Consider the following 12,565-nt stretch of genomic DNA (forward strand, 5'->3'; position numbering starts at 1 on the left):
GGGCGGATTGGCGCTGAGTGTAGCAGAAAACCCTGCCCGCAGGTGGCGGCCGGGTGGGTAACCGGCCAGCTAAGGAAGATTAAGCGGCAACCGTCGCCGCTTAATAAAAAGATTAGAGGTTAGTCACATCGATAAACATGGATTTGTCGATGTTGGTCGAAGAAACCGTCGCTTCGGAAAACGCGTACTCTTCCCTGTCGCCTTCACGATCCAGCGGCAGGTTAACAAAGTCGAACAGATTGCGGTCAGCCAGCTGGCTTGGGCTGACGTTCTGAATCGATTTAAACACGCTTTCCACGCGGCCAGGTTCTTTCTTATCCCAGTCGGTCAGCATCGATTTGATCGCCTGACGCTGCAGATTTTCCTGCGACCCGCAAAGGTTGCACGGAATGATTGGGAAGGCTTTGTGTTCCGAGTATTCAATCAGGTCTTTCTCGCGGCAGTACGCCAGCGGGCGGATCACCACGTTGCGTCCGTCGTCTGAACGCAGCTTCGGCGGCATCGCCTTCATGCGCGCGCCGTGGAAGATGTTGAGGAACAGCGTCTCAACGATGTCATCCATATGGTGGCCCAGCGCGATTTTGGTGGCGCCAATCCGCTCGGCAAAAGAGTAAAGCGTGCCGCGACGCAGGCGGGAACACAGACCGCAGGTGGTTTTGCCTTCAGGGATCTTCTCTCTGACGACGGAATAGGTGTCTTTATCGACGATGTAATAAGGAATATCCAGTTTCTCGAAATACGCCGGCAAAATATGCTCGGGGAAACCGGGTTGTTTTTGGTCGAGGTTAACCGCCACCACGTCGAAATGAATGGGGGCGACCTTTTTTAAATTCAGCAGGATATCCAACATGGCGAATGAATCTTTGCCGCCGCTCATACAGGCCATCACCACATCATTTTCTTCAATCATGTTGTAGTCGATGATGGCGTTGCCAACGTTTCTGCGCAGACGTTTCTGCAACTTGTTGTATTCGAGCGATTCTTTTCTTGTATCTGTTTGATTCATAGCGACTTCTCATAACGTCGAAGCGGGTCGACGGTCGATTTCCTGGTTGGACACTTTTCTGGCGGGGAGTATACGGGTTTTTAGTGCAGGTTTAAATAATCCTGGTGGCGGGCAGCGCCAGAAGCTAAGGATGACGTCCCTGTCAGCCAACCTGCCCGGTGAGGGGCAGGCATCGCCATCAGGCATAGGGTGGCGGATCTAAAATTGGATCGGGATCGATCGGCGGATCCGGCATCGGTTGTGGGGTTGGGATCGGTTCAGGGATCGGGACCGGGTCGGTCGGAATGGGATCGGATGCGTGTGGAGTGTCCATTGTGTTGAGTAACATGTCTTCCTCCTCAGACGTGGCATGTCCTTAAAGCATAGGCACCCCAGCCTGAGCTGGCAAATGGACAAAAAAAAGCCGGGAATCCCCGGCTTGTACGAATCAATGTGCTATGCAGTAATTCAAATAAAAAGGAAGTAAGACAATATGGAGCGCAACGCCCATCGCTTGACGTTGCATTCACCTGCGGGAAAGAGTTTGCCCCAACGCTGCCCGGTGAATATTGATTTGGGTCAGTTTTAAGCGACCTTTTTATCTTTTTCAGGCTGATTTTTCCATCATCTCACAACCATTTACGTCTTTTTAACCACCACGCAACGCCAAGCACCAACACCACCAGCAGGAAGCAGAAGGTGCCAAATCCGTATCCCCAACTTCCACCCGGAATGCCACCGAGGTTCACCCCAAACAAGCCGGTCAGGAAGGTGGTTGGCAGGAACACCATCGCCATTAGCGACATGGTGTAGGTTCTGCGGTTCATCGACTCCGCCATCACCGTGCTGATTTCATCCGACAACACCGCAGTTCTCGACACGCTGGCATCCAGATCGTCCAGCCCGCGCCCTAACCTGTCAGCGATATCCTGCATTCTGCGGCGGTCGTCGTCGCTCATCCACGGCAGACGCTCGCTGGCGATGCGGGAAAACACATCACGTTGCGGCGACATGTAGCGGCGCATGATAATCAGCTGTTTACGAATTAACGCCAGTTCACCACGGGGTGGGATCTGCTGATCGACCACCGCATCTTCCAGGTCGATAATTTTATCATGCAGTTCTTCAATAAATTCACTGGTGTGATCGGTCAACGCATCACACACGTCCACCAGCCAGCCGCCGCCGTTTAACGGACCGTTGCCGTTTTGCAGATCGGTCAGCACTTCATCAATGGCGAATACCTTGCGCTGGCGGGTAGAAACAATCAGCTTGTCATTAATAAACACCCGAATAACCACCAGCTGATCGGGGCGGGATTCGCTGTTCAGATTCACGCTGCGCAGCGTAATCATCGTGCCATCGCCCAGGCGGTTGACCCGTGGCCGCATACTGTCGCCCCCGAGCGCATCGCGCACCGAATCAGGTAATAGCGGCGTTGAAACCAGCCAGTCGGCACTCTCGCGATGGGTGTAATTCAAATGCAACCAGCAAGGTCTGTCGCAATGAATCACATCTTTGTCGTCGATGGGGATTAACCCGCCTTTGCCATCCAGCTGACAGGAAATTATGGCATCCGATATCTGTAACGCCTTGCCTTCAATAACGTCCACAACTGCTCCGCATTAAGCATAATCAATACGATACAGTCTAGCCTGCCCGCTCGTCGTTGCAAAATGGCCATATTCCTGGGAGCGTTAAAAAGCATGTCAATATGCGAACAGATACGCGCCCGCCCGGCAACCCGAGCGGAGAAAGGCAAATATTCATTACACCCGGCAGGAAACCGTCAGCTCTGCGCGCCACCCTGACACTTGGTTTGCTCCAGCGCTTTCAGCTGGGTCATGCGCTGGTCAGCATGCTTTTGTGCCAGGCTTTTTGCCACGCCATTGCCGATGCCAAAATCACCGATAAATCCAAGCACCGTAAGGCCGTCGAACTCGCCGGTTTTATTGATTTTTGCCTGGGTTTGTTGCTGCGAGGCGATTTGTGACTCGATGCCGGTGCAGTCCAGGGTGGTCGCCTGAACGTTACTGACAGGAGGTGAGGAAGGATATTGCTTCAGGGCACAGCCTGACAGCAACAGAGACGCAGTAAGTAAGCAAACTGACTTCAGCATAAAGTACCTGATCCGGGTTGAAGAACAACGTTGACCGGAACAGTATCCGTTATCAACATCTCATCCGATGCCATGAACAATTGGCTAATTTGCTGGCTTATTACACAATCAGCTTGCCGGCGCGGCAGCGAAAGCCCCGCGCCGGCCGGTCATCAGTGCTTAATGATGTACATCGTGCGGCTGTAGGCCACATCTTCCGGGTTGGTGATCGGATAGCCTTTCACCCACGGCTTAATCAGACGTCCATTGGTGTACTGATAAATTGGCGCAATAGGCGACTGGTCGGCAATGATCTGCTCGGCACGGTTGTAATCGCCGTTACGCGCTTCGCTGTTGGTTTCCCGACTGGCTTTATCAATCAGCGCATCATATTCCGGGCTTTTGAACTTCGCGATGTTGCCGCTGTGAGTCGAGGTCAGCAGGCTGAGGAAGGTCGACGGCTCGTTGTAATCCCCCACCCAGGACGCGCGGATCACATCAAAGTTGCCGGTGTTACGGCTGTCGATATAGGTTTTCCATTCCTGATTTTGCAGCTTAACCGACACCCCAAGATTCTTCTTCCACATGGAGGCGACCGCAATGGCCACCTTCTGGTTATTCTCTGAGCTGTTATACAGCAAGGTCAGATCCAGCGGATGGTTTGGGCCATAGCCCGCGGCGGCCAGCAACGCTTTTGCCTGCTGGTTCAGCTCTTCCTGAGAATGCTGCTGCAGGAAACCGGGTTTCGGTTTGAAGCCCGCCGTCACATCGGCCGTAAAGTGCCAGGCCGGCTTCTCGCCGGTTCCCAATACTTTCTCGGCGATGATTTTGCGATCAATACTCCACGTAAGCGCCTTACGTACGCGCACGTCGGCCGTCGGCCCCTTGGTGGTATTAAACGCGTAGTAGTAGGTTCCCAGCTGATCCGGCGTGTAGACCTGGCCCGGCAGATCCTTCTTCAACATGCTGTACATATTTTTCGGGAAGGATTCGGTGATATCAATATCGTCAGCGCGGTAGCGTTTGGTGGCGCTGGATTCTTCGTTGATCGGCACAAAGGTGACTTTGGTCAGCACGCTGTGGGCGTTATCCCAATAGTGGTCGTTGCGCACCAGCACCAGCTTTTCATTGACCACACGCTCCTGCAGCTTATACGCGCCGTTGCCGACCAGCGTACCCGGCTGCACCCACTCTTTCCCTGCTTTTTCAATCACCTTTTCCGGTACCGGATAGAGGCTGAAGTTGGCGGTCAGGCTGACGAAATACGGCACCGGTTTATCCAGCGAGACCTTAAGACGATGATCGTCCAGTGCGGTGACGCCAAGCTTATCCGGCGTCATCTGCCCTTTGGTGATCGCTCCGGCGTTCTGGATGCCGGCCAGCTCCGCAAACCAGGCAAACGTAGAGCCGATTTTCGGGTCGACTAACCTGCGCCAGCTATACACAAAATCATTGGCGGTCACCGGATCGCCATTCGACCATTTGGCGTCCTTACGCAGGGTGAAAATCCAGGTTTTGTTATCGGTGGTCTGCCACTGCGTTGCCACGCCGGGAATAATGTTGCCTTTGGCATCCTGATTGGTCAGGCCCTCGAACAGATCGCGGATCACCTGAATTTCGGGCAGGCCAACCGCTTTTGCCGGATCGAGCGAGGCAGGCTCGTCTTTTATATGACGGACAATTTCCTGACGTGAGGCCAGTGCCGTTCCGGGCGGAACCTCAGCAGCAGAGACAGAAGCAGTGACAGCCAGCGCCAGCATAGCCAGCGTGAAACGGGAGGAATTGTTCATCAGGACACCTCAACGTAGGGGCAATTAAACGGGCAGATATTCCGACTTTAGCGCAAATCGTTGATAGATAAATAGCATTTTTCGCTACATTGGTCATGGGTTCGGAAAACCGTGACCTGACAGCCCTTTTGTTCCCGGCGCGTTTACGCTAGTTTTAAGTAGACCGTCCAGGTTAGACAAACCTTCCAGGTTAGATAAACCGTCCAGGAGTGTAAAATCATGTCCCCGATCCATCCGCGCCCGTTACGCGGCAAGCTTGATGCAGTCAGTAAGGTTTATGGTGCCTCGGTACTCGGTGCGCCGCTGTTATGGTTTCCTGCTCCGGCGGCTGACGAAGACAGCGGATTGATCCTGGCGGGAACGCACGGTGATGAGACGGCTGCGGTGGTGACGCTCTCCTGTGCGATGCGCACCTTGCTGGAACCGCATCGCCGACATCATGTGGTGCTGGCGGTGAATCCCGACGGTTGCCAGCTGGGGCTGCGGGCCAATTCACGCGGCGTGGATTTGAACCGCAACTTCCCCGCGGCTAACTGGCAGCCGGGCGACACGGTCTATCGCTGGAACAGCGAGGCCGATGAGCGGGATGTTGTGCTGTCTACCGGCGAAAAACCGGCGTCAGAACCCGAAACGCAGGCCTTATGTGATTTGATTCATGCGCTGAAGCCGAGTTGGATCGTCACCTTCCACGAGCCGCTGGCCTGCATTGAAGATCCGGATACCAGCCCGTTAGGTCACTGGCTGGCGAAGAAGATGGAACTGCCGCTGGTGACCAGCGTCGGTTATGCCACCCCGGGTTCTTTTGGCAGCTGGTGTGCCGACCTGAGCCTGCCGGTGATCACCGCTGAATTGCCGCCGATCTCCGCCGATGAATCGACGGAGAAATATCTCGGCGCCATGGTCGATCTCCTCAGCTGGCAGCCTTAAAAAGCGATCCGGCCGCAGCTGAAAGGTAGCGCCGGGTCCACATCCACCGCCAGCCAGGTGGGCCCATCCAGATCGATAAAACGGGCCGAATTAACCAACGGCAGCGCGGCGGCGATGGCACGTGAAGTACAAAGCATGCATCCCAGCATGATCTCAAAGCCGGCCGCTCTGGCTTCCTGCGCCAGGGCCAGCGCTTCGGTCAGACCGCCGGTTTTATCCAGTTTGATGTTGACCATCTCATAGCGACCTTTCAACCCCGCCAGGCTTTCACGGGTGTGGCAACTCTCATCGGCACAAACCGGCAACGGATGGATGAAGTTTGCCAGCGAGGCGTCATCGCCCGCCGGCAGCGGCTGCTCCAGCATCGCCACGCCAAGGTCAGCCAGCAGCTGACAGCGCGCAGCCAGTCCTTCACTGTGCCAGGATTCGTTAGCATCAACGATCAGCGTTGCCTGCGGCACGGCGGTTCTGATCGCCACCAGCCTTTCGGTGATCAACGCATTATCCATTTTGATTTTCAGCAGCCTTGCGCCATTTTCCCACAGCGCCAGCGCCGAGCTGGCCATCATTTCCGGCGCATCAATACTGACGGTTTGCGCCATATCGATAATGAAGGGTTGCGTGGTCCCGGTCAGATGCCAGAGGTTGGTGGACAGCTTTCTGGCCTGCAAATCCCACAGCGCGGAGTCAATCGCATTACGCGCCGCGCCAGCAGGAAGCGCCTGCTGAAGCTGTTCGCGGGTCATTCCCTGTTCAAGCTGAGTGTATAACGCCGCAATTTGCGCCAGCACCGACGCTTCAGTTTCTCCGTAACGGGGATACGGCGTGCATTCACCGACCCCTTTAATTCCCCCTTCCTCCAGTTCCACCACCACCACACCGGCCTCGTTGCGTGAGCCACGGGCAATCACAAAAGGCGTATGCAATGGCCAGGCTTCCGGGTACACCTTTACTGCTCTCATCAACAAATCCTTATTGCGGGGAAGAAAGTGAAAATACACCATCAACATAGTCCTGACTGGAAGGGTTTGGCAATGTGTGAGCCAATTTCACAAATTGCCGATCCTGTTTTAAAATAACAGGGGTTAATCATTATTCAGCATCAGTGAGGGAGGTTCGTTTTGACTATTACTGACGAAGATCAGGAGCACCACGTTATGCTTGGCGAAGCAGCGATGAGTCTTATCTTCAGCAGGCAAGAAATAAGTCCGGCAGCATTACTGCACCAACTGCAGGTAATGGCCGTTGATGAAGACGACGATGACAGGCTGTTGCAGATCGCGCAGACGAGAAAATGGCTGGTTACGCAAAAGAACCACCATGCCGGCACTCCTGCAAAAAATGCGGTTACGGCTTCGGATAGCCAGAACGATCCAGAATCCCGTGGCGCTGATAACCGACCACGCTCATCACAGTCTGACGAAGCGGAAAAGTAAACAGCCTGTATCCGGGGAGGCGGCTCTGCTCCTTCCCCCTGTATTTCCCATCCCTCCCAAATCCCCTCACCGCTTGAAATGCATCCAGTTTTTCTGCAAAACAGGCTGTCGTCGCCGCAGCAACACTAAAAATTCTCTTTGTAACTCCCTGATAACAAATAGCTAGCACTTTATGCCTAAAATAGCATCCCTGGATAACCCGGAAATTCTGTACAAGCTTGCTTTACATGTATAACTTTAACGCCGAAAACGTGGATAAAATTTGAACTTTATGACTGAGAGGGCAGCTTAATGCATCAGGGCGGATCGCACCCAAAGACTGAAAATGACATCAGTCGTTATTTTAATGAGGCCGTGTTGCCTTCTCAGCAGGAAACATTGGGCCAGATAGTGGTGGAGATTTTGCGTTCAGGCAAAAATCTTAACCGTAAATCACTTTGTTCTAAACTGCTCACCCGGCTGGAACTGGCGTCAGGTCCGGAGCAGGAGCAACACTACCACGAACTGATTGGTCTGCTATTCGGCCGCCGGGGCTGAACGCAGTCTTAATGATTCAGAGATGTTGGTATGGATAAAAACGACGAAGAAAAACGGGTTGATATTCTACTGGGCGAAGCAGTGATGGTCTTGCTTAAGGAAGATGCGGCAATCAGTAATGCTGCGTTGATCAAGCAGCTGAGGCTCCAGTCCGAAATGGAAACGGACCCGCGACAAAAGCGTGCTTACCGACTGGCGGTAAGTGAAGTGAGAAACTATGCTTCTGCCGGCACGCCACTACCCCGTCATCAAGTTCACAATCGTGACAAGAAACGGCCCCTTGTAAATCAAGGGCCACCAGACGGCAGCAAAAAACATTGATTTAATTTTACGCTGGCATTACGCCAGTTTTTGTTACTTTATAAGGTCTTACACATGCAACAGCAAAGCACAGAATCCGAAATCCTCTCGTTCTTTCAGGCAGAAGGTGACGTCCTCGCGCAGGAAACGGCTGTCATCGGCATGGTAATCCGCGAGATTGCCACCAAAGGACAGCATGTTAATAACAAGGCGATTATCCTCAAGCTTATTGAGAAACTGGAAACGACGTCCGATGTGGTTCAGTTGGATATCTACCGCCAGGCGCTGGAAGTGGTCGTAGGCCGTACGCCAGACGACGCATAAGAGACTCGTCAATTGCTAGCAGTGAATGATAATTGCTAGCAATTGCGGTTTTACCGGTCAGATTTAGTGAAAACTTTCCAGCAGATATCGGAAGGCCTGCTGATAGATAGATTGAAGATGCTCATCACGGGTTGCCGTGCTGTGGGCTTGCAGCATAATTAACACATTCTTCTTTTCCAAAGGCTCGCCCGCTTCCAACAATGCAGATACCGCTCTGCCAATCACCGCATAGATTTCTGAAGGATAATCTTTATCTTTGCCCTGCACATCTCCTCCGTATCAGACTGGCCAGACTCAACATTTTATCATCAGATAAGGGTTCAAAAAACCCGGAATAAGCAGATACAGATACTTCCTATACGTGCCTTTATCATTATAGACATTCTGCACAAACCGGGAATATTATTTACGGCACCCTCTTGAAAGTATTAATTATATTTAATTAATTGCCTGAAAAGTATTCCAGCGTTTCATGCCGATATTTCTCTGACCTGTTGCCTGCCAGTCAAAATTTGAACAACATTCTCATCCGAATAAAAAACCTCTATACTGGAACCGCTGTCAGACCATGGCACTCAACATCCTGACTATATAAAAACAATTTTATGGAATCCTCAATGCTGTCTACTCTTCTCTACCGCAGCCATATTTGTGATGATGTTCCGGTCAAAGCACTGAAGAACCTCTTATTAAAAGCCAATAAAAATAATGAATTAAACGAGGTTACCGGGATCCTGCTGTTTAACGGCACCCATTTCTTCCAGCTGCTGGAAGGCCCTGAACAGGCCGTTAAAACCATTTACGACCATATTTGCCTCGATAAACGTCACCATAATCTGGTCGAGTTGATGCGCGACTATGCCCCTTCCCGCCGCTTTGGCAATGCCGGAATGGAACTGTTCGATTTGCGCCTTCACGATCGCGATACGGTGCTGCAGGCGGTGTTGGATAAAGGGACCTCTAAGTATCAACTGACTTACGACGACCGCGCGTTACAGTTTCTGCGCTCTTTTGTCGAGGCGCGTGAAAGTGAAGAGTATTTTGAAATTCCGCCTGCCGTTAACTGGAACTTTGTCAGCGAGGTTGAGCCTGACACAAATGAACGCCAGTTCCCTGAACAGGGATACAGCTTTGCCTTCCAGCCGATCGTCGATCCACTGTCACAAAAGATCGTTTCTCTTGAAGCGCTGATGCGTAATGCTTCCGGCCTGAGCCCGCTGGACTATTTCGACACCCTGCCTCGTAATGAACTTTACGAACTGGATATCAAGTCCAAGAAAGTGGTGTTTGAACTGGCTAAAAAAATGGGCATCGAGGGACTGACGCTTTCCATTAATTTACTGCCGATGTCACTGGTGATGGTGCCCAATGCGGTAGATTTCCTGATCCAGCAGATCGATGCCAACGGCTTAGTGCCCGAGCAAATCGTGATTGAGGTAACCGAAAACGAAGTTATCTCGCGCCCGGACGAGTTTTCGCTGGCCATAAAACAGTTAAGAGCCGCAGGCTTCAATCTGGCCATTGATGATTTTGGTGCTGGATCCGCCGGTTTATTACTGCTGGCCCGGTTCCAACCGGACCGCGTCAAAATCGATCGCTACATTATTAATGACGTGCATAAAAGCGGCCCAAAACAGGCGATTGTGCACGCCATCATTAAGTGTTGTCAGTCGCTGAACATCGGGGTGATTGCGGAAGGTGTCGAGCAGCCGGAAGAGTGGATGTGGCTGGAGTCCGCCGGGATCAGTCATTTCCAGGGCTTCCTGTTTGCGACCCCAAAACTTGAGGCAGTCCCTGCGGTGGCCTGGCCTGAACTGAACGAAGACGTGCTCTGATACGCTGTTTGTTACGGATTTATCTGTGTGCGATCGCTAGCATGACATACACTCAGTGCTGGGTTTACTGCGCTTATAAGGAAAAATTATGTCTCAGACAGTTCATTTTCAAGGCAACCCGGTTGCCGTTGCAGGTCAGATCCCCGAGAAGGGCGAAGTCGCTAAGCCATTTACACTGGTCGCTAAAGACCTGTCGGAAGTCTCGCTGACTCAGTATGCCGGCAAGCGTAAAGTGCTTAACATCTTCCCAAGCGTCGATACCGGCGTGTGTGCCACTTCCGTACGCAAATTTAACCAGCTGGCAGGTGAAGTGAGCAACACGGTCGTGCTGTGTATCTCTGCCGACTTACCTTTTGCTCAGTCCCGCTTCTGCGGCTCTGAAGGCTTAAGCAACGTGGTCACCCTTTCCACGCTGCGTGGCAGTGATTTCAAACAGGATTATGGTGTGGCGATTGCTGATGGCCCGTTGAAAGGTCTGGCGGCGCGCGCAGTGGTGATTCTGGATGAGCAGGACAAGGTCATTTACAGTCAGTTGGTTAACGAAATTACCACCGAACCGGAATATGACGCCGCGCTTGCTGCCTTAAAATAATGGCAAACGTTGCGTGAAGGGAGTCTACCTCCCCTCGTCACCGCGACGTGTTAAGGCAGGGCGGCGTGTTTCCGCCCTGCTTTTTTATTTACTCTCTGGATCCACTTTCTTTTGGCTCAGCCCGTATTCACGCAGTTTATTGGCAATTGCGGTGTGAGACACGCCCAGTCGTTTTGCCAGTTTGCGCGTGCTGGGATACGAGAGATAAAGCCGGGTTAAGATTGAACGCTCAAAGCGGCTGGTAATCTCATCCAGCGACCCTTCCATCACTTCCTCGCCTAACGGCATCTCCATGGCGAACTCCGGCAGGATGATATCCTGCGGACGCAGTTCATGACCTTCAAGCTGAGTCAGCGCCCGATACAACGCATTCTTTAACTGGCGCACGTTACCCGGCCAAGTATAACGGCTGAGGAACGCATTCAGCTGTGGCGCGAGTTTTGGTCTGGCCACGCCCTGCTCATCGGCAAACCGGGCCACAAACATTTCGGTCAACGGCAGAATATCCTGCGGTCGATCGCGCAGCGGTGGCAGGTTTAGCGTCAGGACATTGAGGCGGTAGAACAGATCTTCGCGGAACTCCCCGCGATGCACCATTTCGGTCAGATTCTTCTGCGTGGCACAGATCACCCGCACATCCACATGCACTTCATGTTCTTCGCCCACGCGGCGGAAGGTGCCGTCATTGAGGAAACGCAGCAGCTTGGTCTGCATCCTTGGGGTCATTTCGCCAATTTCATCCAGTAGCACGGAGCCGCCGCTGGCCTGTTCGAAGAAGCCCTTCTTGCCTTCCAGCGCGTTCGGATAGGCCCCGGCCGCATGGCCAAACAGTTCGCTTTCGGCCACATCGTCCGGCAACGAGGCGCAGTTCAGCGCCAGGAACGGCTTTTTGCCCCGCGCACTGCGCAGATGACAGGCACGGGCCAGCATATCTTTGCCGGTGCCGGTATCGCCGACAATCAGCAACGGTGCATCAAGCATCGCCAGTTTGCGCGCCTGATCGACCACCTGACGCATTTTCGGCGTCACCGCGACGATGTGGTCAAATTCGCTGTCGTCATTCACCGCCAGGTTTTGCAACTGCTGGCCCATTCTGGCGGTGGATTTCAACATGACCACCGCACCCACCGGGTTAACCACCTCACCCGCGGCGTAAATCGGGGTGATCTCCATCAGGAAATCGCGCCCCTGAATCACCACATGGTGAGCCTGAGGTTCAATGCGCTCATTCTCCAGCCAGCGTTGAAAGTTGAAACCGGGGATCAATGCACCGGCGCCAAAATTACGCATCTTCTCTTCGTTGAGCGCAAACAATCCCTGTGCCGCCGGGTTCGCCAGCTCCACTTTGCTTTTCATATCGATAGAAAACACCGGTTCCGGCAGCGCGACCAGCAGCGCGCTGAGCGCACGGTGTTCACGTTCCGAAGGAAGGAAGTTGACCGTTCTGACATCGGTTACGCTGGGAATACGGCGGATTTCTGCCATCAGCTGGCTGAACAATTCAAATTCAACCGGACTGAAGTTGAGGTAGATGCGCCCGATTGAGGCAATTTCAATTCCGCGCAAATCGATGTTTCGCTCCACCAGGAGATCGAGCAATTCGCGGGTAAGACCAAGTCGGTCCTGGCAAAAAACTTCCAGACGCATAAGGGGCAACCTTTCATTATTCGGGCTTTGTCTGATGATACTCTATCGGCGTGAGCGCCAGTAGTGGTCTGGAATGAAAAGTTGACAGGGACCG

15 protein-coding genes are annotated in these 12,565 nt (G+C 53.0%); 7 read left to right on the forward strand and 8 right to left on the reverse strand.

What is annotated here, in order from left to right; translation table 11 throughout:
• Positions 1 to 112: 112 nt before the first annotated feature.
• The 5 genes from ttcA to E2F51_RS18640 form a co-directional block, all read right to left on the reverse strand.
• Positions 113 to 1,006: a tRNA 2-thiocytidine(32) synthetase TtcA gene (ttcA, locus tag E2F51_RS18625; RefSeq protein ID WP_013202305.1), complete on the reverse strand. Its 894-nt coding sequence runs from the start codon at positions 1,004 to 1,006 to the stop codon at positions 113 to 115.
• A 178-nt stretch (positions 1,007 to 1,184) separates the two neighbouring features.
• Complete coding sequence (locus tag E2F51_RS23890) at positions 1,185 to 1,334, reverse strand: hypothetical protein (RefSeq protein ID WP_013202306.1); 150 nt, start codon at positions 1,332 to 1,334, stop codon at positions 1,185 to 1,187.
• A 280-nt stretch (positions 1,335 to 1,614) separates the two neighbouring features.
• The gene (gene zntB, locus E2F51_RS18630; RefSeq protein WP_013202307.1) at positions 1,615 to 2,598 is read right to left on the reverse strand and encodes a zinc transporter ZntB; all 984 of its coding nucleotides are present in this window, start codon (positions 2,596 to 2,598) and stop codon (positions 1,615 to 1,617) included.
• Between the two features lie 176 nt (positions 2,599 to 2,774).
• Positions 2,775 to 3,104 carry a hypothetical protein gene (locus E2F51_RS18635; RefSeq protein ID WP_013202308.1) on the reverse strand — a complete coding sequence of 110 codons (330 nt, stop codon included), beginning with the start codon at positions 3,102 to 3,104 and terminating at the stop codon, positions 2,775 to 2,777.
• A 152-nt stretch (positions 3,105 to 3,256) separates the two neighbouring features.
• Entirely contained in the window at positions 3,257 to 4,873 is a 1,617-nt protein-coding gene (locus tag E2F51_RS18640; RefSeq protein ID WP_134824220.1) for an ABC transporter substrate-binding protein, read from the reverse strand.
• A gap of 219 nt (positions 4,874 to 5,092) precedes the next feature.
• On the opposite strand from E2F51_RS18640, the gene mpaA reads away from it, so the two are divergent.
• Complete coding sequence (gene mpaA / locus E2F51_RS18645) at positions 5,093 to 5,800, forward strand: murein tripeptide amidase MpaA (RefSeq protein ID WP_013202310.1); 708 nt, start codon at positions 5,093 to 5,095, stop codon at positions 5,798 to 5,800.
• Here the strand turns inward: mpaA and ycjG are convergent.
• Entirely contained in the window at positions 5,797 to 6,762 is a 966-nt protein-coding gene (ycjG, locus tag E2F51_RS18650; protein ID WP_013202311.1) for an L-Ala-D/L-Glu epimerase, read from the reverse strand. The two genes, mpaA and ycjG, sit on opposite strands and share 4 nt — an antisense overlap.
• A gap of 159 nt (positions 6,763 to 6,921) precedes the next feature.
• Between ycjG and E2F51_RS18655 the strand changes: the two genes are divergently transcribed.
• The 4 genes from E2F51_RS18655 (at position 6,922) to E2F51_RS18670 (ending at position 8,397) form a co-directional block, all read left to right on the forward strand.
• Positions 6,922 to 7,236 (forward strand): hypothetical protein, encoded by a 315-nt coding sequence (locus E2F51_RS18655; protein WP_134824221.1) that lies wholly within the window; start codon positions 6,922 to 6,924, stop codon positions 7,234 to 7,236.
• A 291-nt stretch (positions 7,237 to 7,527) separates the two neighbouring features.
• A complete protein-coding gene (gene ycgZ / locus E2F51_RS18660; protein WP_013202313.1) occupies positions 7,528 to 7,773 on the forward strand; it encodes a regulatory protein YcgZ in 246 nt (81 codons plus the stop codon).
• Positions 7,774 to 7,803: 30 nt separating this feature from the next.
• Positions 7,804 to 8,094, forward strand: a complete 291-nt coding sequence (locus tag E2F51_RS18665) for a hypothetical protein (RefSeq protein ID WP_053142934.1) — start codon at positions 7,804 to 7,806, stop codon at positions 8,092 to 8,094.
• 54 nt (positions 8,095 to 8,148) lie between these two features.
• Positions 8,149 to 8,397, forward strand: a complete 249-nt coding sequence (locus tag E2F51_RS18670; RefSeq protein WP_053142932.1) for a biofilm/acid-resistance regulator YmgB/AriR — start codon at positions 8,149 to 8,151, stop codon at positions 8,395 to 8,397.
• A gap of 63 nt (positions 8,398 to 8,460) precedes the next feature.
• Here the strand turns inward: E2F51_RS18670 and E2F51_RS18675 are convergent, their stop codons facing one another.
• A complete protein-coding gene (locus tag E2F51_RS18675) occupies positions 8,461 to 8,664 on the reverse strand; it encodes a hypothetical protein (RefSeq protein WP_134824222.1) in 204 nt (67 codons plus the stop codon).
• A 350-nt stretch (positions 8,665 to 9,014) separates the two neighbouring features.
• On the opposite strand from E2F51_RS18675, the gene E2F51_RS18680 reads away from it, so the two are divergent.
• Together E2F51_RS18680 and tpx are read left to right on the forward strand one after the other, a co-directional pair.
• Positions 9,015 to 10,232, forward strand: coding sequence for a diguanylate phosphodiesterase (locus E2F51_RS18680; RefSeq protein WP_134824223.1), 1,218 nt, complete (start codon positions 9,015 to 9,017; stop codon positions 10,230 to 10,232).
• 88 nt (positions 10,233 to 10,320) lie between these two features.
• Positions 10,321 to 10,824: a thiol peroxidase gene (gene tpx / locus E2F51_RS18685; protein WP_105759709.1), complete on the forward strand. Its 504-nt coding sequence runs from the start codon at positions 10,321 to 10,323 to the stop codon at positions 10,822 to 10,824.
• 84 nt (positions 10,825 to 10,908) lie between these two features.
• Here the strand turns inward: tpx and tyrR are convergent, their stop codons facing one another.
• Positions 10,909 to 12,471 carry a transcriptional regulator TyrR gene (tyrR, locus tag E2F51_RS18690; protein ID WP_134824224.1) on the reverse strand — a complete coding sequence of 521 codons (1,563 nt, stop codon included), beginning with the start codon at positions 12,469 to 12,471 and terminating at the stop codon, positions 10,909 to 10,911.
• Positions 12,472 to 12,565: the final 94 nt, after the last annotated feature.

It is taken from the genome of Erwinia sp. QL-Z3 (genome assembly GCF_004551645.1).
Lineage (GTDB): Bacteria > Pseudomonadota > Gammaproteobacteria > Enterobacterales > Enterobacteriaceae > Erwinia > Erwinia billingiae.

Bases quoted from the DNA above. Each gene is read 5' to 3' on its own strand.
- mpaA (WP_013202310.1), top strand. From the start codon at position 5,093: ATGTCCCCGATCCATCCGCGCCCGTTACGCGGCAAGCTTGATGCAGTC.
- E2F51_RS18680 (WP_134824223.1), top strand. From the start codon at position 9,015: ATGCTGTCTACTCTTCTCTACCGCAGCCATATTTGTGATGATGTTCCG.
- ycgZ (WP_013202313.1), top strand. From the start codon at position 7,528: ATGCATCAGGGCGGATCGCACCCAAAGACTGAAAATGACATCAGTCGT.
- E2F51_RS18665 (WP_053142934.1), top strand. From the start codon at position 7,804: ATGGATAAAAACGACGAAGAAAAACGGGTTGATATTCTACTGGGCGAA.
- E2F51_RS18635 (WP_013202308.1), bottom strand. From the start codon at position 3,104: ATGCTGAAGTCAGTTTGCTTACTTACTGCGTCTCTGTTGCTGTCAGGC.
- E2F51_RS23890 (WP_013202306.1), bottom strand. From the start codon at position 1,334: ATGTTACTCAACACAATGGACACTCCACACGCATCCGATCCCATTCCG.
- E2F51_RS18670 (WP_053142932.1), top strand. From the start codon at position 8,149: ATGCAACAGCAAAGCACAGAATCCGAAATCCTCTCGTTCTTTCAGGCA.
- E2F51_RS18640 (WP_134824220.1), bottom strand. From the start codon at position 4,873: ATGAACAATTCCTCCCGTTTCACGCTGGCTATGCTGGCGCTGGCTGTC.
- ttcA (WP_013202305.1), bottom strand. From the start codon at position 1,006: ATGAATCAAACAGATACAAGAAAAGAATCGCTCGAATACAACAAGTTG.
- tyrR (WP_134824224.1), bottom strand. From the start codon at position 12,471: ATGCGTCTGGAAGTTTTTTGCCAGGACCGACTTGGTCTTACCCGCGAA.
- tpx (WP_105759709.1), top strand. From the start codon at position 10,321: ATGTCTCAGACAGTTCATTTTCAAGGCAACCCGGTTGCCGTTGCAGGT.
- ycjG (WP_013202311.1), bottom strand. From the start codon at position 6,762: ATGAGAGCAGTAAAGGTGTACCCGGAAGCCTGGCCATTGCATACGCCT.